Source organism: Chitinophaga cymbidii (assembly GCF_007992715.1).
In the GTDB taxonomy this organism is placed as follows: Bacteria; Bacteroidota; Bacteroidia; order Chitinophagales; family Chitinophagaceae; genus Chitinophaga; species Chitinophaga cymbidii.
On record NZ_BKAU01000001.1, the window covers coordinates 446,982 to 468,362 of the forward strand.

General features: G+C 54.3%; 16 protein-coding genes. 2 read left to right on the forward strand and 14 right to left on the reverse strand.

The features are described from left to right. The first annotated feature begins 35 nt into the window (after positions 1 to 35). Entirely contained in the window at positions 36 to 2,318 is a 2,283-nt protein-coding gene (locus CCY01nite_RS01800) for a GH92 family glycosyl hydrolase (RefSeq protein WP_146857589.1), read from the forward strand. Between the two features lie 93 nt (positions 2,319 to 2,411). Here the strand turns inward: CCY01nite_RS01800 and CCY01nite_RS01805 are convergent, their stop codons facing one another. From CCY01nite_RS01805 to kduI, 10 genes are all read right to left on the reverse strand, one after another. Next, entirely contained in the window at positions 2,412 to 4,730 is a 2,319-nt protein-coding gene (locus CCY01nite_RS01805) for a GH92 family glycosyl hydrolase (protein WP_246129823.1), read from the reverse strand. Between the two features lie 185 nt (positions 4,731 to 4,915). Next, a complete protein-coding gene (locus CCY01nite_RS26965; protein WP_262713298.1) occupies positions 4,916 to 5,050 on the reverse strand; it encodes a hypothetical protein in 135 nt (44 codons plus the stop codon). Between the two features lie 10 nt (positions 5,051 to 5,060). Next, on the reverse strand, positions 5,061 to 6,098 hold the full coding sequence (locus CCY01nite_RS01810) for a LacI family DNA-binding transcriptional regulator (protein ID WP_246129824.1): 1,038 nt from the start codon (positions 6,096 to 6,098) through the stop codon (positions 5,061 to 5,063). Between the two features lie 193 nt (positions 6,099 to 6,291). Next, the gene (locus tag CCY01nite_RS01815) at positions 6,292 to 6,501 is read right to left on the reverse strand and encodes a heavy-metal-associated domain-containing protein (protein ID WP_146857590.1); all 210 of its coding nucleotides are present in this window, start codon (positions 6,499 to 6,501) and stop codon (positions 6,292 to 6,294) included. A 32-nt stretch (positions 6,502 to 6,533) separates the two neighbouring features. Continuing rightward, on the reverse strand, positions 6,534 to 8,750 hold the full coding sequence (locus CCY01nite_RS01820) for a heavy metal translocating P-type ATPase (RefSeq protein ID WP_146857591.1): 2,217 nt from the start codon (positions 8,748 to 8,750) through the stop codon (positions 6,534 to 6,536). Positions 8,751 to 8,825: 75 nt separating this feature from the next. Beyond that, a complete protein-coding gene (locus tag CCY01nite_RS01825) occupies positions 8,826 to 11,066 on the reverse strand; it encodes a monovalent cation:proton antiporter family protein (RefSeq protein ID WP_246129825.1) in 2,241 nt (746 codons plus the stop codon). Positions 11,067 to 11,156: 90 nt separating this feature from the next. Beyond that, positions 11,157 to 12,338: a YyaL domain-containing protein gene (locus CCY01nite_RS01830; RefSeq protein WP_146857593.1), complete on the reverse strand. Its 1,182-nt coding sequence runs from the start codon at positions 12,336 to 12,338 to the stop codon at positions 11,157 to 11,159. Between the two features lie 16 nt (positions 12,339 to 12,354). Continuing rightward, positions 12,355 to 13,398 (reverse strand): LacI family DNA-binding transcriptional regulator, encoded by a 1,044-nt coding sequence (locus CCY01nite_RS01835; RefSeq protein WP_146857594.1) that lies wholly within the window; start codon positions 13,396 to 13,398, stop codon positions 12,355 to 12,357. A gap of 12 nt (positions 13,399 to 13,410) precedes the next feature. Next, positions 13,411 to 14,181 carry an SDR family oxidoreductase gene (locus tag CCY01nite_RS01840; RefSeq protein ID WP_186830848.1) on the reverse strand — a complete coding sequence of 257 codons (771 nt, stop codon included), beginning with the start codon at positions 14,179 to 14,181 and terminating at the stop codon, positions 13,411 to 13,413. 18 nt (positions 14,182 to 14,199) lie between these two features. Beyond that, positions 14,200 to 15,042 (reverse strand): 5-dehydro-4-deoxy-D-glucuronate isomerase, encoded by an 843-nt coding sequence (kduI, locus tag CCY01nite_RS01845; RefSeq protein WP_146857596.1) that lies wholly within the window; start codon positions 15,040 to 15,042, stop codon positions 14,200 to 14,202. Positions 15,043 to 15,274: 232 nt separating this feature from the next. On the opposite strand from kduI, the gene CCY01nite_RS01850 reads away from it, so the two are divergent. Then, entirely contained in the window at positions 15,275 to 16,921 is a 1,647-nt protein-coding gene (locus CCY01nite_RS01850) for a UxaA family hydrolase (RefSeq protein WP_146857597.1), read from the forward strand. 66 nt (positions 16,922 to 16,987) lie between these two features. On the opposite strand, the gene CCY01nite_RS01855 is transcribed toward CCY01nite_RS01850, so the two are convergent. From CCY01nite_RS01855 to uxaC, 4 genes are read right to left on the reverse strand one after another with little or no spacing between them, the layout of a single operon-like run. Further along, positions 16,988 to 18,283 (reverse strand): MFS transporter, encoded by a 1,296-nt coding sequence (locus tag CCY01nite_RS01855; RefSeq protein ID WP_146857598.1) that lies wholly within the window; start codon positions 18,281 to 18,283, stop codon positions 16,988 to 16,990. Positions 18,284 to 18,323: 40 nt separating this feature from the next. Further along, positions 18,324 to 18,986: a beta/alpha barrel domain-containing protein gene (locus CCY01nite_RS01860; protein ID WP_146857599.1), complete on the reverse strand. Its 663-nt coding sequence runs from the start codon at positions 18,984 to 18,986 to the stop codon at positions 18,324 to 18,326. A gap of 1 nt (position 18,987) precedes the next feature. Continuing rightward, complete coding sequence (locus tag CCY01nite_RS01865; RefSeq protein ID WP_146857600.1) at positions 18,988 to 19,986, reverse strand: sugar kinase; 999 nt, start codon at positions 19,984 to 19,986, stop codon at positions 18,988 to 18,990. After that, positions 19,986 to 21,380 carry a glucuronate isomerase gene (gene uxaC, locus CCY01nite_RS01870; protein ID WP_146857601.1) on the reverse strand — a complete coding sequence of 465 codons (1,395 nt, stop codon included), beginning with the start codon at positions 21,378 to 21,380 and terminating at the stop codon, positions 19,986 to 19,988. Before uxaC ends, CCY01nite_RS01865 begins: the two co-directional genes overlap by 1 nt. Between the last annotated feature and the right edge of the window lies 1 nt (position 21,381).

Below are 21,381 nucleotides of genomic sequence, written 5' to 3' on the forward strand. Positions count from 1 at the left end.
TATCTTTGGTAGCATTAAAAACCAATTCACAACGCATGAGAAAATTCTCCCTCAGCCTTTTACTGTTGTCCCCCGCCCTGGCCTTCGGCCAGGACCTGGTGCAATATGTAAAACCCATCATCGGCACGGCAAAAATGGGGCATACCTACCCCGGCGCCACCGTGCCCTTCGGCATGGTGCAGCTTAGCCCGGAAACGGACACCATCCCCTACGAGATGAATGGCAGGTATAACCCGGACGTATACAAGTACTGCGCCGGCTACCAGTACACGGACAAAACCATCGTGGGCTTCAGCCACACCCACTTCAGCGGCACCGGACACTCCGACCTCGGGGATTTCCTGATCATGCCCACCACCGGCCCCCTCCAGCTCAACCCCGGCACGGCGGACCACCCGGAAAACGGCTACCGCTCCCGCTTTTCCCACGAAAATGAAACCGCGGAAGCGGCCTATTACAAAGTGAAGCTGGATGACCACAACATCCTCGCAGAACTGACAGCCACCAACCGCGTGGGCTTCCATCAATATACCTTCCCCGAAGCCGGCAATGCCCACATCATCCTGGACCTCATGGCGGGCATCTATAATTATGGTAACAAGAACGTGTGGACCTTCGTACGGATCGAGAACGACTCCCTCATCACCGGGTACCGCCAGACCGCCGGATGGGCCCGCACCCGCACCGTATATTTCGCCATGACCTTCAGCAAACCCTTTACAAAATACGGCCATCAGAACTACGCCAATGACGTTTACAAAGGCTTCTGGCGCAAATTCGACCAGACGGAGAACTTCCCCGAAATGGCCGGCCGCCAGATCAGGGCCTGGTTCGACTTCAACACCCGACCGGGCGAGAAGATCCAGGTGAAATTCGCCCTCTCCCCCGTGAGCACCGCCGGCGCACTGAACAACCTGCGCACCGAAGCGCCGGATTGGGATTTTGACGCCGTGAAAAAGAAAGGACAGGCGGACTGGAACAAAGAACTCGCGAAGATCCGCGTAAACGCCCTCAGCAACGACGACATGGTGAACTTCTACACCGCCATGTACCACACCTTCCTCGGCCCCACTACCTATATGGACGTAGACGGCGGCTACCGCGGGCTGGACCAGCTGAACCACAGTGCCGAAGGTTTTACCAACTACACGACCTTCTCCCTCTGGGACACCTACCGCGCCCTGCATCCGTTCTTCAACATCATCCAGCCGCAACGCAATGCGGACATGGTGCGCTCCATGCTGGAACATTACAACCAGAGCGTGCACAAAATGCTGCCCGTGTGGAGCCACTACGCCAACGAAAACTGGTGCATGATCGGCTACCACAGCGTTTCCGTGATAGCGGACGCCATCATGAAAGGCAACATCAACGGATATGACGCCAACAAAGCCCTCGATGCCTGCGCCACCACCGCCCGCTACAGGAAATACGACGGACTGGGATATTATATGGACATGGGCTACGTGCCGGAAGACAAGAACAGCTCCTCGGTTTCCAAAACGCTGGAATATGCGTATGACGACTGGTGCATTGCACAGGTGGCGAAAAAGCTCGGCCGCAACGACCTGTATGAAGAGTTCATCAAACGTTCACAAAACTACCGCAACGTGTTCGACCCTTCCACCGGCTTCATGCGCCCGAAGCTCAGCGACGGCACTTTCCGCAAGGAGTTCGACGTGCTCAGCACGCACGGGCAGGGATATATCGAAGGAAATGCCTGGAACTACAGCCTCTACGTGCCCCAATATCCCGCTGAAATGATCGCGATGATGGGCGGCAAAAAACAGTTTACCGGCCACCTGGATTCCCTCTTCACCATGCACCTGCCGGACGCTTTCTTCGCGGAAACGGAAGACATCACGCGCGAAGGCATCATCGGCAACTATGTGCACGGCAACGAACCGGCCCATCACGCCGCCTATTTATATAACTGGACGGACGCTCCCTGGAAAACGCAGGAACGGGTGCGCATGATCCTGGAGAAAATGTACAAACCCGCGGCAGACGGCCTCGGCGGGAATGACGACTGCGGACAGATGAGCGCATGGTACATTTTCACCACGCTGGGATTCTACCCCGTCTGCCCCGGCTCCACCGAATACGCGCTAGGAAGCCCCGCTATCCGCTCCGCCGAACTGCACCTGGAAAACGGTAAAACGTTCAGCGTGGAAGCAGTGAACCAGGGCGCCAAAAATGTGTATGTAAAGAAAGTGGAGCTGAACGGAAAACCCTTGACAGGCCGTTTTCTCACGCATGCGGACATCATGAACGGCGGGAAGATCGTGTTCTACATGGACCGCAAACCTAAAAAGTAGGCATAAAAAAAACATCCCGAAGATTCGGGATGTAATGTCTACAGTGAACAATGAAATAGCAAGTTGCTACTATTCCAGGATCTTGGTGAATAATTATTTCTTCTCGTTAGCATAAGAATACGGGAAAGCCGCCGGCTTCGTACCCCTCGTTTTCTCCGGCTGAGCGCCCATCGCTACTTTCAGCACACCGCCTTTTTGCAGGTCAGCATGACTGATCCAGTTCTTCGTATATGCCTTGCCGTTTAGTGAAACGCTTTGCACGTATACATTCTCCTTGCTGTTGCCCGGCGCTTCGATCACCAGCTTTTTACCGTCTTGCATGGTTACCGTCATTTTCGGGAACAAAGGCGCGCCGAAAACGTACTGGTCTGTACCGGGACAAACGGGATAGAAGCCCATCGCGGAGAACACGTACCACGCGGAGGTCTGTCCATTGTCTTCATCACCGCAATAGCCGTCCGGGCCGGAATGATACAGCCTGTCCATCACCTGGCGCACCCAGTACTGCGCCTTCCAGGGCTGGCCGGCGTAGTTGTAGAGGTAGATCATATGCTGGATGGGCTGGTTGCCGTGCGCATACTGGCCCATGTTGGCGATCTGCATTTCACGGATCTCGTGGATCACGCCGCCATAATAGCTTTCATCATATACCGGCGCCATGCTGAAAACGGAGTCCAGCATTTCCACAAAGCTTTCTCTTCCACCCATCAGATCAGCGAGGCCCTGCACGTCGTGGAACACAGACCAGGTGTAGTGCCAGCTGTTGCCTTCAGTGAAAGCATCCCCCCATTTGAAGGGATTGAAAGGCGACTGGAATTTGCCATCCTTGTTCTTTCCGCGCATCAGTTTTGTTTCGGGATCAAAAAGATTGCGGTAGTTCTGGCTGCGTTTTCTGAAACGTTCGATCTCTTCTTTCGGGCGTTTCAGCGCGATGGCTAATTTATAAAGAGTGAAATCGTCATACGCATATTCCAGCGTGCGGGCGGCATTTTCATTGACCTTTACATCGTAAGGCACATAGCCCAGCTCGTTGTAATACTTCACGCCCTTGCGGCCTACGGAAGTCAGCGGGCCTTCGTTCTCGCTGTTTTTCAGCAGCCCTTCATACAGGGTATTGATATCATAACCACGGATGCCTTTCAGGTAGGAATCCGCGATCAGGGAAGCGGAGTTGGAACCGATCATGCAATCGCGGTGACCGGGACTGGCCCATTCCGGCAACCAGCCGCTTTCCTTGTAAGTGTTGGCCAGGCCCTCCATGATGTGGCTGTTCAGCTCGGGATACATCAGCGTCAGGAAGGGGAACTGGGAACGGAAAGTATCCCAGAAACCGTTATCGGTGAACATGTAGCCGGGCAGTACTTCGCCATTGTACGGGCTGTAGTGCACCACTTTGTTCTGCGCATCGTATTCGTAGAATTTACGCGGGAAAAGCAAAGAGCGGTAGAGGCAGGAATAAAATGTACGCACCTGCTCCACGGTGCCGCCTTCCGGTGAAAGACGGCCCAGTTCCTTGTTCCAGCTGTCCTTTGCTTTCTGTTTTGTTACATCAAAAGCATCGTTGGCAAGTTCACGTTTCAGGTTCAGTTCAGCCTGTTCAAAGCTGATGAAGGAAGACGCTACTTTCAGATGTACTTTTTCGCCTTTGAAAGTTTTGAAGCCAACGATCGCGCCTACGTGGCCGTCTTTCAGCTCCAGCACACCCTTTTCCAGCTTGTCGCCGTTCCATGCGTGCGCAACGGTAAACGGCTTATCGAAATAGATCACGAAGTAGTTCTTGAAGTTCTCCGGAACGCCGCCGCTGTTGCGGGTGGTGTAGCCGATGATCTTCTTTTCGTCAGGCAGTATTTTGATGTACGAGCCTCTGTCGAATGCGTCCACCACTACAAAGGAGCTGTCCGCCGCCGGGTAGGTGAGGCGGAATTGCGCAGCTCTTTCGGTGGGCGTGATCTCGGTGGTCACGTCGGCATCCGCCAGGTATACGCTATAGTAATATGGCTTCGCCACTTCCGCTTTGTGGGAGAACCAGCTGGCGCGTACGTCCTGCTGGAAGCGCAGCTTTCCGGTAACGGGCATGATGGAAAACTGGCCGTAGTCGTTGATCCAGGGAGAAGGCTGATGCGTTTGCTTGAAGCCGCGGATCTTGTCCGCCCCGTACTGGTAAGCCCAGCCGTTGCCCATGGTATTGGTTTGCGGCATCCAGAAGTTCATGCCCCAGGGCGTTGCCACTGCGGGATAGGTGTTACCGTTGGAAAGGCTGACCTTTGAATCGGTACCCATTAGCGGGTTCACCCATTCTACGGGATCTTTCACCGATTGTACCGTCTGTGCGCTGGCGTGGAATCCGGCAAACAGCGCGAAAGCACCCCAGAAAGCTGTTTTTACCGGGATGAAATGTTTGATTTTATTCACTTTTATCATGCTGATTTTCATATTATTAGTTGTCGTATATGCTACAAAATCGATTTAGCACAATGAAAATGGGCCGGCCCAGGAATGGGCCAGCCGTTAGATGCTACTCTTTATTGTTTGTATGATAAGCACTATATGAATCTTGTGAATATTTTCTGCTGACAGGGAGAATAGGGATAAAATGCTTATACCGCCGCCCCCCAATCTGCATCCAAAGATAATTGAAGTATTGAATATTTTCTTTGTTCGCCGGGCAAGATACTCTTATCTTCCGAGAATTTCATATCAGCCGCCCATTTTCTTATGCCGGTTCTCTTCATGTGCCCTCTTTTATGCTGATCCTCTCGGGATGAATTTTCCCGGCAGATGCACCTGGTTGACCTTCGCCGGCGGCCTGTTCTTGTCCAGCTGCTGCATCAGCAGGCTCATCGCTGTTTTCGCGATCTCTTCTATCGGCTGCTGTACCACTGTGATGCCCGGCGGATACAAGCGGAAGATATCATGATCGTCGAAGCAGACCATCGCCAGGTCTTCCGGTATCTTCAGGCCAAGCCCCGCAATGCTTTCCAGCCCGAGGATGCCGAGGTAGTTGGTGGAAAAGAATATCGCGTCCATATCCTTGTTCTCGCGGATGAAATCCTGTATCAGCGCAATTGCTTCTTCACGGGGACTGTTGTAAGACAGCTTCAGCACCTGCTTGTTGCGCACCGCGATATTATGATCGCGCAGCGTTTCCTTGTAACCCTGCAAACGTTGCTGCACCTGTATCAGCTCCATGTCTACCGTAATGAACCCGATCTTGCGGTATCCCTTTTTCAGCAGGTATTCCATCCCTTCCTTCACGCCGTCATAATTATTGATAAGCACATAAGGCACCTGCAGCTCCGGAAAATAGCTGTCCATCAGCACAATGGGGCGCTTGTGGGCCAGCAGCTGCTCGATGTCTTTTTCCATGCCCGCCGCGGGCGTGATCAGGTAGCCGTCCACCTGCTGGCGGGACAGCATGCGGATCAGTTCGCTGCCCTTGCTGGCATTATTCTCCGTACTGCAATACACGATCTTGTAACCAAAGCGGTCTGCCTCCGATTCCACCACCCGCGCAAGCGCCGCGAAGAAGCTCCCCGAAATGCTTTCCACGATAAGGCCCAGGGTCTTCGACTGGCCGGTGCGCAGGTTCACCGCCACGTGATGCGGCTGGTAGCCGGTCTTCTTTACAACGGCCATGACCCTTGCGGCCAGCTCCTCGCTGATGCGCATCTGCCGGGCTTTTCCGTTCAACACGAATGATACGGTGGATGGCGCTACACCAGCCATGCGGGCCACGTCTTTCAGGGAAAGCCGTTTCATTTCGGGGCCTTTATCTTTCATAATCTGTAGTGCAATTTAAGCAGCCGGCAATGGCGGCGTAAGCATAATGAAATTGGTTTATGACGCTCATAATATCTCGAAGTGCCAAAACCGGAAATTACGGTTAAAATCCGGGATTTAAAGGGGCTTGATAAAAATGAAAAAACGGATACAACCCGCAGGCCGCATCCGTTTACGATGGCTGGTTCCGTTCCTATATCTCTTCCGCCTTGTAACCGGCTTTCTTCACCACATCTTCCACCTCGTCCGCCGTCAGTGTGCCGGTGGAAACGGTCAGTATTTTATCTGGGTTTTCGGTATCTACTTCCCAGTGCGCGATCTCTTTTTCTCCGTCCAGGAAAGGGGTCACTGATCTGATACAACCGCTGCAATTAATATTGGTCTTGAATTTCAACGTTTTCATTTTGCTGTTTTTTTATGTCGATGAATGTTTGTTTATATGCGGGTCCATTTCAGCCGCAGGCTGTTGCTTACAACGGATACGGAACTGAGCGCCATGGCCGCTCCGGCGATCATCGGGTTGAGGATGAAACCGGTGGAGGCGTACAGGGCGCCTGCCGCCAGGGGAATACCGATGACATTGTAAATAAAGGCCCAGAAAAGGTTCTGCCGGATGAGCCGGACTGTTTTGCGGGACAGGCGGATGGCCTTTGGTATCTGCTGCAGGTCGGATGAAATGAGCGTCATCATGGCTACGTCCATCGCAATGTCCGTTCCCTTGCCCATGGCAATGCTCACGTCCGCCTGCGCCAGCGCCTGGCTGTCATTGATGCCGTCTCCGGCCATGGCAACGGTCTTTCCCTGCTGCTGCAATTCCTTGATGAAGCTGGCTTTGCCGTCCGGCAGCAATCCCGCTTTGAAATGACGGATGCCTGTTTCTTTCGCTACGGCTGCGGCGGTCTGCCCGTTGTCGCCGGTGAGCATGTAAACTTCCACGCCCATCTGCTGCAAACGCTGTATGGCGGCGGCTGATCCGGGCTTCACCTTGTCGGCTATAGCAATCGCCGCAAGCGCTTCCTTATCATCCGCAAACCAGATCACGGTGAAAGCCTGTTCCTGCCATTTTTCGGCCTGCTGTTGCAGTGTATCCGTTATGGTTATACCCTGCTCGTCCAGCAGCGCGCGGTTGCCCGCGTAGAAGGTCTTGCCGGAAAAAGCTCCCTGCACACCGCGTCCTGTAAGGCTTTCGAAGTGTTCCAGCCTCGCGGGATCGAGCGGAAAATACTGAACGATGGCTTCTGCCAGCGGGTGCTCGGACTGCGCTTCGAGCCCTGCCAGCACCGGGCCGTATTGCAGCCTGTCCCCGCTTTCGCGCCAGGATTCGCCGGCTACTTCGGGGCGGCCTTCCGTGATGGTGCCTGTTTTATCCAGTATCAGCGCTTCCACACGGTATGCTTTCTCCAGGCTTTCCGCGTCCTTGATGAGAATGCCGTTCTCCGCACCTTTGCCCATCCCTACCATCACGGCTGTTGGCGTAGCCAGTCCCAACGCACAGGGGCAGGCGATCACCAGCACGGTCACCAGCGCCAGCAAGCCCTGCGTGACCCCGTTGCTGCCGCCCCAGATCACCCAGGCCAGGAAAGCCAGCACCGCAATGCCGATCACCACCGGCACAAAGATGCCCGCGATCTTGTCCACCAGCTTCTGCACCGGCGCTTTGGAGCCCTGGGCTTCCTGCACTTTGCGGATGATCTGCGCGAGCAGGGTGCCGCTGCCCACCTGTTGGGCGCGGAAACGGAAGCTGCCTTTCTGGTTCAGCGTTCCTGCGAACACCGTGGCGCCTTCTTCCTTGGCAACCGGCACCGGTTCCCCGGTGATCATGCTTTCGTCTACGTAAGAACGGCCGCTGACCAGCGTTCCATCCACCGGCACCTGCTCTCCGGGTTTCACCAGCAGCAGGTCGTTCACTTCCACATCACCCAGCGAAACCACTTCTTCCGCGCCGTTCTTCCCGATGCGTACCACCGTGTTCGGTTGCAGGCTCATCAGCTTTTTGATGGCGGAAGAGGTGGATGCCTTGGCCTTTTCTTCCAGCATCTTACCCAGTAAAATAAATGCAACGACCACGGCGGCGGCCTCGAAATAAACATGCGCGTGCAATCCGCGGCTGTGCCAGAAAGCAGGGTTAACGGTGTTGAATACACTAAAAAGATAAGCGATGCCCGTGCTCAGGGCTACCAGCGTGTCCATGTTCGCTTTGCCGTGCCGGGCCTGCTTCCAGGCATTGATGAAGAACTGGCGCCCGAATACCAGCACCACGGGGGTAGCCAGCGCCCACATGATGTAATTGGCATAAGGCATGTCCATGAAGAACATCCCGATGACCACCAGCGGCGCCGAAAAAGCGATCGCCAGCCGGGTTTTGTTACGGAGCGTTGTATAATGCGCCTGCTGATGTTCAGCGAGGCTTTCCTTTGCGGCGTCATCTGTCAGCAGGTCGTACCCGATGGACTGAATGGCTTTCTTCCAGGCGGCGGGGTCCGCTTCTTCCGGGACGTATTCCACCAGCGCGGTATTATTGGCGAAGTTCACCGCCGCGGAACGGACGCCCGGCTGCGCGCCAAGCATGCTTTCCACGCTGCCCGCACAGGCCGCGCAGCTCATGCCGGTAACCGGGAAACTTTGTTTGAGAGTATGTTCCTTCGTTTGCATCTGTTGTTCCTTTTTTTGACAATACAAAGGTCCGACAGATGCAAACGGGAAGCATTATACAATTAAGGGAAAGATTTATATAGTTTGCGGCTCCTGGGGCTCGCTTTTCACTTCGCTCTTTACCCGGAACAAAGTCGCGATACGGCGGGGATTGCCCACTACCCACACTACATCGTTCTCTTCCAGCACCATGTCTGAAATGGGGTTCAGGATGCGCTGGTCCCCACGTTCGATGCCCACCACGAGGCTGCGGGCCAGCTCGCGGATACCGGACTGGCGGATGGTCTTATTGTAAACAGCCGCGCCGCGGGCCACTTCGTAACGGCGCAGTTCCACTTCTGTTTTTGCGGGTTTGATATCGGGCAGATGCTGGTCGATATAATTACGGAAAAGCGTGATCTGTTCGTCCGTACCGATCACCTGCAGCCGGTCGCCGGGATACAGCCGTTCGGATTTTGCGGGAATGGGGATCAGTTTTTCCCCCCGTTCTATCAACCCGATATTCACACCGTAACGTTCCCGCAGGCCAAGCTCTTCCAGCGTTTTACCAACGCCTTCCCATTCCGGGCGCACGTTGAACGAGGTAAGGTGCGCATCCCAGGGCGCCAGCGCCACTTTCGGCTGCTCCATCGCTGCCGCGGCGGCTTCCCTTTCGTTGAAGTTCTTGAGGAACCTTGCTTCCAGGCGGTTGTAGAAAAGCTGGATCTTTTTTGACAGCAGTATCAGCACCACTACAATCACCATCGTTACGGATGCGGCCATCGTAAAAGAGAAGAAACGGCCAAGCGTGAAGCCGATATAGAATACGGCCAGGCTGATACGCGCGATGCGCAGCAGCCAGAGCGGCCCTTTGTATTTGTTCTGCGTGCGGAGGTTCGCGAACGCGGTGGTCTGCACCTGCCGCACCGCAAGCGCCCAAAGGAACGGCATCATCACGATCAGCGTGATAACGGCCGTTATCACCCGTCCCCATTCCTGGCCGAACCATCCATCTACCTGCGGTAACAAATACAGGGAAGAAAGCAGGCCAATGGCGATGATGATCACGGAAAATACAACAGTATTGATGGCGTAGCCTTTCAGCACCAGCTGCCAGTCACTGGCCTGGGAGATGGTCTGCGCACCGGTGCTGTAACGCGCCAGCGCGGCCTTCCATTTTCCGGGAATACGTTTGTCCAGCCAGTTATAAAACGGCTCCGCCACTTTGATCATATAAGGCGTGGTAAATGTGGACACGGCGGAAACCGCCACGGCAATGGGATACAGGAAATCGCTGGTCACTTTCAGCGTGAGGCCGAGCGTGGCAATAATGAAGGAGAATTCCCCGATCTGCGCAAGGCTCATACCTGCCTGCACGGAAGATTTGAGCGGCTGGCCGGACAATACCGCGCCGATCGTGGTGCTGAGCGTTTTACCGAAAATGGTAATAAGGGTGATCAGGATCACCGGGCCGAGATGGACCTGCAGCATTTTGGGATTGATCAGCATGCCTACCGACACGAAGAAGATCGCGCCGAAAAGGTCTTTCACCGATTTCACCAGGTGCTCGATCTTTTCCGCCTGCGTGGTCTCCGCGAGAATGGAGCCCATGATGAATGCGCCAAGCGCCGCGGAGAAACCTACCTGCGTAGCCAGCACCACCATCAGCAGGCAGAGGCTGACCGAGGTGACCAGCAGGGTTTCCTCGCTCATCAGCGATTTTGTTTTCTTTAATAAAGTAGGAATGAAAAAGATGCCTCCGATGAACCAGATGATGAGAAAGAACACCAGCTTCACCACGGAGATCAGCATCTCCTGCCCTGCGAACTGCTGGCTCACGGCGAGGGTGGACAGTAATACCAGCAGCACGATGGCCACCAGGTCTTCCACCACCAGGATGCCGAAGACCAGTCCCGCGAACTTCTGCCCTTTCACGCCCAGCTCGTCAAATGCCCTGATAATGATAGTAGTGGAGGAAATGGACAATACGCCGCCGAGGAAAATACTGTCCATCTGCGACCAGCCCAACAGCCGGCCGGTGCCGTACCCCAGGCACAGCATCACCAGCACTTCCACCAATGCCGTAATGGAGGCGGACCCGCCCACCTTCATCAATTTTTTAAAACTGAATTCCAATCCAAGGCTGAACAGTAAAAAGATCACACCGATCTCTGCCCAGACTTCAATATTGCCTTTCTCTTTGATTGTCGGAAACAAATCAAAATACGGCCCTACCAGGATGCCCGCGATCAGGTAGCCAAGTACCAGCGGCTGCTTCAGCTTTTTGAAGATCAGCGTGGTCACGGCTGCTGCCCCCAGGATCAAGGCCAGGTCCATAACAAGATTTGGTAAATGAATCATGCGCCCGTCTTTTCGTGTTTCGGCTAAAATAGTGAAAAAAAACGGGAGGGCTGACGGGCTGGCAGGCTACTTCCACTGGCGGTACCGCAGCAGGGCTTCCAGGAAATAATAGTCGGCATAGCTGAGTGGCACGTCCAGCTCGGAGTTTCCCGGTTTGGAGCCGGTGCTGTGCAGGAGAATGAAATTATTATTATCTCCTTCTTTGGCGCGGTAAGCGGGACCGGCCAGACTCGCCAGGGCATCGGCGCCGGCGTTCCAGTAGCGCCGTCCGTCCTTTTTATTCGTGTAGCGGCTCAGTTCCAGCAACGCGGAGCTCATCACGGCCGCGGCGGAAGCGTCGCGGATGGCGTTGGGAATTTCAGGGGCATCATAATCGTAGTACGGCACTTTGTCCGCCGGCATGCGGGGATGGTTGAGCATGTAATCGGCGATGTGACGCGCCTGGTCAAGATATCTTTTATCTTTTGTTTCGCGGTACATCATGGTATACCCGTACAGGCCCCAGGCTTGCCCGCGGCTCCAGGCGGATTCGTCGGAATAGCCCTGGTGGGTCTTTTTGGCGATCACGTTACCGGTCACGGAATCATAGTCTACTACATGATAGGAGCTGTAATCCGCGCGGAAATGATTTTTCATGGTGGTGTTGGCATGCGCTACGGCGATGTTGTAAAAGGAAGAATCGCCGCTGTTCCGGGTAGCCCAGCAAAGCATTTCGAGGTTCATCATGTTATCGATGATAACGGGACATTTCCATTTACCATGATCCCAGGAGCGGATGGCGCCGATGGCGGGTTTGAAGCGGGTGGAAAGGGAGCGGGAGCTGGTCATGAGGATGCCCTTGTAGCTTTCGGTGCCTTCGATCCGCAGGCCGTTGCCGAAGCTGCAGTACATCAGGAACCCGAGATCGTGGGTGTTGGTGCGGTACTGATTCGGCAGCAGCAGATCCATGCGTTTGATGGCTTCCTGTCTGAACGCCGGGTCTTTCGTGTATTCGTACAGGTACCAGCAGGAACCGGGATAAAAGCCCGCCGTCCACCAGTTATATTTTGCGGTCATGAGGCTGCCGTCCGGGCTGGCGGAGCGGGGCAACAGGGAATCGGGCACCGCCTGCATCATGTGTTTGTATTGCTTTGCGGAGAACTGCAGGCTTTCTTCCACGAGGGCAGACATGGCCTTGCGGGATAACTTCGTTTGTGCCTGTGCGGTAGTCAGCCAGCAGGCCAGCAACAGGAAGACGCACTTTTTCATAACGTTGGATTTGGATTTATTTCTTTCGCTTTGCCCCGCCGGCGGAGGAATCCCTTTCCACCAGCTCTATCGGCACGATCTCCTGCGAATGTTTGTAGGAAGACGGGTGCCGGGCCTGTATCAGCTCCATCAGCGCCGCCACGATGCGCTCGCCCATGGTCACCGGATGTTGGTCTACCGAGGTGATGGACGGCGTCACGATCTCCGTGCGCGGATCATTGGAATAGCCGATGATCCGGCATTGCTGCGGCACCTGTATGCCGTTGTTCCGGCAATATTCCAGCAAGGTGATGGCCGTGGTATCGTTGGTGGCGAAAATGCCGTCCGGGTAAGGTTTCTTCTCAAAGATCCGGGCGGCGGTCTGCAAGGCATTGTCCCGCGTCAGCTCATGAAAAAAGACCCTTTGCTTTTTATAAGGCAGCTTGTGTTTCTGCAGCGCATCTTTGTAACCGGCCAGCCGTTCGCTGTACAGGTTGCAGGTAAGCGGTCCCGAAATATGCACGATATCTTTGCAGCCCTTGCTGATCAGGTGTTCCGTGGCAAGGTAACCACCGCGGAAATCATCGCCCTTGATCACTTTCACATTGTAATCTTTCGGCACGCGGTCAAAGAAAACAAGGGGAATGTTCTGCTGTTTGAATATATCGAAATGAGAAAAATCAGTGGTATACAACGTGGCGGATACGGCGAGGCCATCCACCCTGGCAGAATACAGCGTGTTGACCAGCGCGATCTCCTGTTCCAGGGAATCGTTGCTCTGGCAGATGATCAGGTTGTAACCATATTCCTGCAGCTTGTTCTGCATCACGGTGGTGATCGCCGCGGGGAAGAACATGGAGATGCGCGGAACAATGAGGCCGATGGTCCGGCTTTTGTTGTTGCGCAGGCCGGCGGCCATGGCGTTCGGACGGTAGCCCAGCTTGCGTGCCATTTTCCTGACGCGCTCCTTTGTTTTCAGGCTGATGTTCGGATGATCGTTCAGCGCCCGGGATACGGTGGACACGGAAAGCTGCAGCTCCGCTGCAATATCTACGATGGTTTTCTCTGAACGGGCAGACATGCGTTTGTTTTTTTACCGCCCCATCCAACCGCCGTCTACCGTCATAACGGTGCCGTGCATGTAATTGGATGCGTCGGAAGCCAGGAATACAACGGGCCCCATAAAGTCTTCCGGTTCGCCCCAGCGCGCCGCGGGAATGCGGTCCAGTATGCCCTGGCTGCGCTTTTCATCTGCCCGCAATGCCGCCGTGTTATCCGTGGAAATATAACCGGGGGCAATGGCGTTAACATTCACGCCGCGGGAAGCCCATTCGTTGGCAAATGCCTTGGTCAGCTGCCCCACCGCGCCTTTGCTCGCCGCATATCCCGGTACGTTGATACCACCCTGGAAGGTGAGCAGCGAAGCGGTGAAGATCACTTTTCCCTTTCCGTTTTCCAGCATCCGCTTCCCGATCTCGCGGGTAAGGATGAACTGGGCGGTCTGGTTGATGGCGATCACTTCATCCCAGTATTCGTCGGGATGTTCGGCGGCGGGTTTGCGCATGATGGTCCCTGCGTTATTCACAAGGATGTCGATGACCGGAAAATCCTTTTGTACCGTCCGGATAAAAGTATGCAATGCTTCGCGGTTCCCAAAATCGCATTGGTAAGCGCGGAACTTGCGGCCTGTGGCCAGTACGGCTTTCTCTACATCGCTGCCGCTGGCTTCCAGCGAGGCGGACACGCCGATGATATCTGCTCCGGCCTCTGCCAGCGCCACCGCCATCGCTTTGCCGATCCCTCTTTTGCAGCCGGTGACCAGCGCGGTCCTGCCCTGGAGGTTAAAAAGATTGAGTACGCTCATGATTGGAAAGGTTTTTTGTTATCGCAAATCGGGAATGGCGCAATGGTCCATATCGCCATAATCCAGGTTCTCCCCGGCCATGCCCCAGATGAAGGTGTAGTTGCTGGTGCCGGCGCCGGAGTGAATGGACCAGGGCGGAGAGATCACGGCCTGGTTGTTCTGCATCCAGATATGGCGGGTTTCCTGCGGTTGCCCCCAGAAGTGGCAAACGGCCTGCCCCTGCGGCACTTCAAAATAAAAGTATACTTCCATCCGGCGGTCATGCGTGTGCGCCGGCATCGTGTTCCAGGTATTGCCGGGCTTCAGCTCCGTCATTCCCATTTGCAGCTGGCAGGTGGGCAGCACGGAGTTGACCAGCAGTTTATTGATCGTGCGGTGATTGGAGGTTTCTTGCCCGCCCAGCACCACAACATCCGCTTCTTTCCGGGTAACGCGGCGTGTGGGATACGTCATGTGCGCGGGCGTGGAGTTGATGTAGAAAAGCGCCGGTGATGCCGCATTCTTACTGGCAAAGACCACTTCCTTCTTTCCCCGTCCGATGTACAGCGCTTCCTTGAAGTCCAGCTCAAAGACCTCTCCATCCACGGTAACAGTGCCGGCGCCGCCGGTGTTGATGATGCCCAGCTCGCGGCGTTCCAGGAAGTACTCCGCTTTCAGCGGGTCCACCGTTTCCAGCGGCAGCGGCTGTTGCGCGGGCATGGCGCCGCCGGTAATAAAGCGGTCGTAATGGCTGTATACCAGCTTTACCTGTCCCGGTTCAAACAGGGAAGGGATGTGCAGGGCTTCTCTCGCCTGCGCGGTGTCCCAGGATTTTGCTTCCAGCGGGCTGCTGGCATATCTTGTTTCTATGGATGTACTCATTGCTAAGAAGTTTTTCAGAACGTAAAAATACGGATGGAAAGGTAGCATGAAAACCCGAGAAATGCAAACGTTTGCACAATATCAGGGAATGTCCTTAAAATGTCAGCAGCAGCGTGGAATTCCACCGGATTTTTCCGGCAACGTTTGCGTAACTTTGCTTTAGTTAATATCCAATCAAAAATTCAGATTTTAGTATTAACTGCGCGTTCGCAAATGCGCTATTTTAGCTACTATGAACACTTATCTTCAGATTCATCCGAAAGACAATGTGCTGGTGGCCTTACAGGACCTGCCGGCAGGGCAGGAAATTCAGTTCAATGGCGATGCCTTACAGTTGAAGCAAACGATTCCCGCAAAACATAAATTTCCCATCACCGATCTCCAGCCCGGAGATGCTGTCGTAATGTATGGCGTACTGGTGGGCAAAGCGTCTGCCCCTATTCAGAAAGGCGAAGCTATCACCGTTAAAAACCTGCAGCACGACGCTGATTCGTTTCACGAAAAAGATGCTTCCTTTCAATGGCAGCAGCCGGACGTAAGCCGCTGGCAAAACCGCACCTTTGCCGGTTTTCACCGTGGAGACGGACAAGTGGGCACCCGTAATTACTGGCTGGTAGTGCCGATGGTGTTCTGCGAAAACAGGAACGTGGGCGTGATCAAAACAGCTTTTGAAAAAGGACTTGGCTTTGCGCCAACAGAAGTATATAACGAACAGGTGAACGAGCTGGTCAACCTTTATAAAAGCGGCGACCTGGATGCGATCCGTAACTATGAACCGGAAGCAGCAACGCAAACGGACAAACGAAATGTTGTTTTCCCGAATATCGACGGCATCAAATTCCTGATCCATGAAGGCGGCTGCGGCGGCACAAGGCAGGATTCCGATGCGCTCTGCGCATTGCTCGCGGGCTACATCCATCATCCGAACGTTGCGGGCGCTACCGTGCTCAGCCTCGGCTGCCAGCACGCACAGGTATCCATTTTGCAGGATGCTTTGAAAAAGCTTAACCCGAATTTTAACAAGCCCGTACTGGTATACGAGCAGCAGACCAGTGGCTCCGAATTCAAGATGTTGTCTAACGCCATCCGCGATACCTTCCTGGCAATGACGGAAGCAAACAAGCTGGAACGCAAGCCGGCCCCGCTTTCCAAAGTGGTGATCGGACTGGAATGCGGTGGTTCGGACGGCTTCTCCGGCATTTCCGCCAACCCCGCCATCGGTCATACATCCGATCTGCTGGTAGCTTTGGGCGGTACCACCATCCTCTCCGAATTTCCCGAGCTGTGCGGCGTGGAGCAGGAACTGATCAACCGCTGCGTGGATGAAAGAACGGCGGACAAATTCATTTCTATCATGCGCACTTATGCGGACAAAGCGGAATCCGTGGGCTCCGGCTTTTATATGAACCCTTCGCCCGGCAATATCAAGGACGGCCTTATCACCGATGCGATCAAATCCGCCGGCGCCGCTAAAAAAGGCGGCAACTCTCCTGTAACGGACGTGCTGGACTATACGGAATATGCGACCAAACCCGGCCTGAACCTGCTTTGCACCCCGGGCAACGATGTGGAATCCACCTCCGCGGAAGTAGGCTCCGGCGCTAACATCGTATTGTTCACCACGGGGCTGGGCACTCCCACCGGCAACCCCATTGCGCCGGTAGTGAAATTAGCCACCAATACCCGCCTTGCGCAGCGCATGCCGGACATCATCGACATTGACACGGGCAGTATCATCAGCGGCCAGAAAACGATCGCGGAGATGGGTGAGGACATTCTCGAGTTTGTAGTGAAAGTGGCCAGCGGGGAGATCAGAACGAAAGCGGAGCTGTTGCACCAGGATGATTTCATTCCGTGGAAGCGGGGTGTGAGCCTGTAAGATATAAATAAAAATGCCGCCGCTGCAATGTGCAGCGGCGGCATTTTTTATTGCAGACTACAGATTTTAATCATTGCTGATCACCACCTGTTCCATCTTCGGAGCAAAAATGTGCATCATGAACCATGCCAGCAGATACATTACGCCGCAGATAATAAAGAGCACATTGTATCCCGCTTCAATATTTCCCAATGCCTTGTAATGGTCCAGCAAAGCGCCTACTACGATGGGGAACAGCATCCCGCCGATAGAGCCGGCCATCCCGCCGATGCCTACCACGGAGCTTACCGCTTCTTTCGGGAACATATCAGACGCAGTGGTGAAGATATTGGCTGACCATGCCTGGTGTGCCGCCGCGGCGAGACTGATCAACGTAACTACTATCCACATATTGTCTACATACTGCGCGGCCATGATCGGCATTACACAGATCGCGAAGATCAGCATGGCTGTTTTCCTGGCTTTGAATACAGGCCATCCTCTATTGATGAACCAGCCGGAAAGATAACCGCCGCCGATACTGCCGATCGTTGTTGCCGTATAAACGATGATCAGTGGCAGGCCGAGGTTTTTCATATCCAGGTTAAAAGTGGTGGAGAAGTAAGATGGCAGCCAGAACAGGAAGAACCACCAGATGGGGTCCGTGAGCAGCTTGCCGAACAGGAATGCCCACGTCTGGCGGACAACGAACAGTTTGCCCCAGGGTACTTTTACTTTCACGGCAGGATCACCGCCATCCTTGTCGCTGTGGATATGATCGTATTCCGCTTTGGATACTTTTTTATGGCGGGAAGGTATCTCGTACATCACCAGCCAGAAGCCCAGCCAGATAAAGCCGATCACGCCCGTCCAGATAAAAGCCTGCTGCCAGCCATAAGCGCCGGCCAGCCAGGGTACAACGGCCGGAGCCGCTACTGCGCCGATGTTGGCGCCGGAATTAAAGATCCCTGTTGCCAGTGCGCGTTCTTTCTTCGGAAACCATTCCGCTACTGATTTGATGGCTACAGGGAAGTTGCCTGCTTCGCCAAGGCCGAGCCATGCGCGGGACATGGCAAAACCGAAGGTTGATTTTGCCAGCGCATGCGCCATCGCGGCAACGCTCCATACAATAATAGAAACGGTATACCCTACTTTCGTACCCACCTTGTCAACAAAGCGGCCGAATATCAGCAGGCCGCCGGCGTAACAGGCGGAGAAGATCATCACGATCTGACCGTACTCGCTTTCCGTCCAGTTAAATTCTTTCTCCAGTATAGGTTTCAACAACCCTATCACCTGCCGGTCGATATAATTAATGGTTGTTGCAAAAAACAATAATGCTACGATGCGCCAGCGGTACCGGCCAACAATTGTGGAATTCATTTCAGTTTTATTTAGGATAAATACATATTCTTCGTTCAAATTACACTAATGCCCTGATATATGCAATCGTTTGCGCAAATTTAGCGCTAAGGCCCGCCCAGTCTTTGTTTTCGATGACTGATTTTGATAAAATGTTCGATCCCATCCCTACGCATACAACGCCGGCATCGAACCAGGCCTTCAGATTTTCTTTTTCAGGTTCCACCCCGCCGGTTGGCATAAATTTCATAGTGGGGAACAATGGTTTGATGGCTTTTACGAAACCGGGGCCGAGCACGCTTCCCGGGAATAACTTCGCCAGCGGCGCGCCATTTTTTTCCGCGATGGATATTTCGGTGGGCGTCATGCAGCCGGGTATCCACAATACGTTCTGCTCCTTGCAGTAAGCGCCGGTTTCCGCGTCCGCGATTGGGCTTACGATGAAATCCGCGCCGATGTCCGCGAACTGTTTGGCTTCCGCCGCGCTTTTGATGGTGCCGATGCCGAGGTATAGATCCGGCATGGAAGCTAGCTTCAGATCGCGCAGCACGGAAAAGTTATGCCGGGCGTTTTCACCGCGGTTGGTGTATTCGAATACGCGGATGCCGCCTTCGTAACAGGCTTTCAGCACTTCCATGCTGATCTCGGCGCTATCGTGGTAAAAAACAGGTATCACGCCTGTTTGCTCAAATGCTTTTATGACTGCATCAGGATGTGGTTTCATATTACATCATTTGCGAGATGGCCTCTCTGGTTGTCAAATTAAAATCACCGGTCACGAACAGCTTGCTATAAGCGGCGGCAGCAGCGAAGGAAACAGTTTCCTGCTCCGTATATCCGTTCAGGTTAGCGTGTATCAGTCCCGCCATAAAGCAATCGCCGCTTCCTACCCTGTCCACTACTTCGTTCGTTTCATATTGCTTCGACACAAAAAGCTGGCCACCCTTCCAGTAAACAGCGTAATACAGGTTGTGTGAGGGCGCGGCGGAAAACCGGAACGTGAACGCTACGCGGTCGCATTTCGGAAATGCCTTTACAATATCCGCTGCGGAGGCTTTTGCGGCCTCGAGGTATTGTTCCTTGCGGTCAATGGCAATAGCCTCCTGGTTCAACGGTGTACCGAGCATCATGTTGGCGGCCCATATGTTCCCCATAATGAGGTGGCAGTATTTTGTCAGCTCCGGCATTACCTGTAACGGCGACTGGCCGTATTGCCAGAGCTTGCTGCGATAGTTCAGATCGGTGGAGATGGTCATGCCTTTGCGGGTAGCGGCTTCCAGGACTTCGCGGCAGATGATGACGGCGTCCGGATTGAGGGCGGGTGAAATAGCGCTCCAGTGGAACCATTCCGCATCACCGAGCAATGCGTCCCAATCTACCGTACCCGGCTGAATGGCGCTGAACGCGGAATACTTACGGTCATATACTACTTCCGCATGTTTCAGGTCGGCGCCCTGCGCGAGGTAATATGCGCCAATGCGGTCTCCCCCCCACAACATCCTGTCTGTGGAGATGCCTACCTGTTCCAGCTGCTGCAATACCTGCCTGGACAGGCCATTCTCCGGCACTTTGCTGATATAGGCCACCTTGTTGCCCCATGTAGCTAATGCCGCGGCTACGTTGGCTTCCGCGCCACCTACAAAGATCGCGGCCTGCTGCTTCGACCATTCCGGCGACAGGCGCAATAATATTTCTCCGAATGTGATAATTCTTACGGGTTGCATCAAAAAGAAAAATAGGCTTTGGCGTTATTGTAAGCGATATCCTGTACCATTTTACCGAGCCACTTTTCGTCGGCCGGCAGTTCACCGTTTTCTACATCATTACCGATCAAATTACACAATATTCTTCTGAAATACTCATGCCGGGAATAAGAGAGGAAGCTGCGGGAGTCCGTGAGCATGCCCACGAACCTGCTGAGCAGGCCCATATTGCTGAGGGCGTTCATCTGCTTTTCCATACCGTCTTTCTGGTCCAGGAACCACCAGCCGGAGCCGAACTGCATTTTACCGGCCACGCTGCCGTCCTGGAAATTGCCCATCATGGTGGCATATACTTCGTTGTGGGAAGGGTTCAGGTTGTATACGATGGTCTTCGCCAGCTTTCCCTGTTTGTCCAGCCCGTCAAAGAAACGGCTCATCGCTTCGGCCATCGGCCAGTCGCCGATAGAGTCCACGCCGGCATCCGCGCCAATGCGCTGCAGCAGGCGGGAGTTGTTGTTCCGCAGTGCGCCTGCGTGGAATTGCTGCGCCCAGCCTTTTTCATGGTTCCAGGTGCAGATAAAATGCAGGGTACCGGATTTGAACATGGCTGCTGCTTTGGCATCCAGTACCTTACCGGCCATCAGCGCCTGGAAAGCCGTTTCCAGCGCTGCTTCCGTAAAGTCTTCCTGCACAAAGAAAGAAAGGCCATGATCGGAAAGGCGGCCGCCCTGTGCATGAAAATAGTCATGCCGCTTTTTCAATGCTTCGAGTAACGCGGCATAGCTGCTGATCTCCACATCCGCGGCGGCGCCCAGTTTCTGCAGGTATGCTTTGAACGCGGCGGGATCTTCCACGGCCATCGCTTTATCCGGCCGGAAGGTGGGCAGCACTTTTACCGCCAGCCCTTGCTGACGGATATTGATGTGATGTTCCAGTGAATCGCAGGGATCATCGGTAGTGCACAGCGCATCCACTTTGAAATGCTGCAGCAGGGCTTGTGTGCTCAGCTGCGGCAACTGCGCGTTGCATGTTTCGTATATGCTTTTCGCGTTATCGCCATTCAATACCTCCTTCACACCGAAAGGATTGCGCAGCTCCATGTGCGTCCAGTGATAGAGCGGGTTGCGCATGGTGTAGGGCACGGTTTCGGCCCAGGCTTTGAATTTCTCCCAGTCACTGGCGGCGCCGGTGATCAGGTCTTCATTGACCCCGTTGGCCCGCATGGCGCGCCATTTATAGTGGTCGCCTTTGAGCCAGGCGTCCGTGAGGCTGGCGAATCTGTGATTGGCTGCGATCTCGTCCGGCGGAAGATGATTGTGGTAATCGATCACCGGCATGTCTTTCGCGTAGTCAAAATATAGTCGTTTAGCCGTTTCCGTTTGCAACAGGAAATCTTCGGACAGAAATGTTTTCATA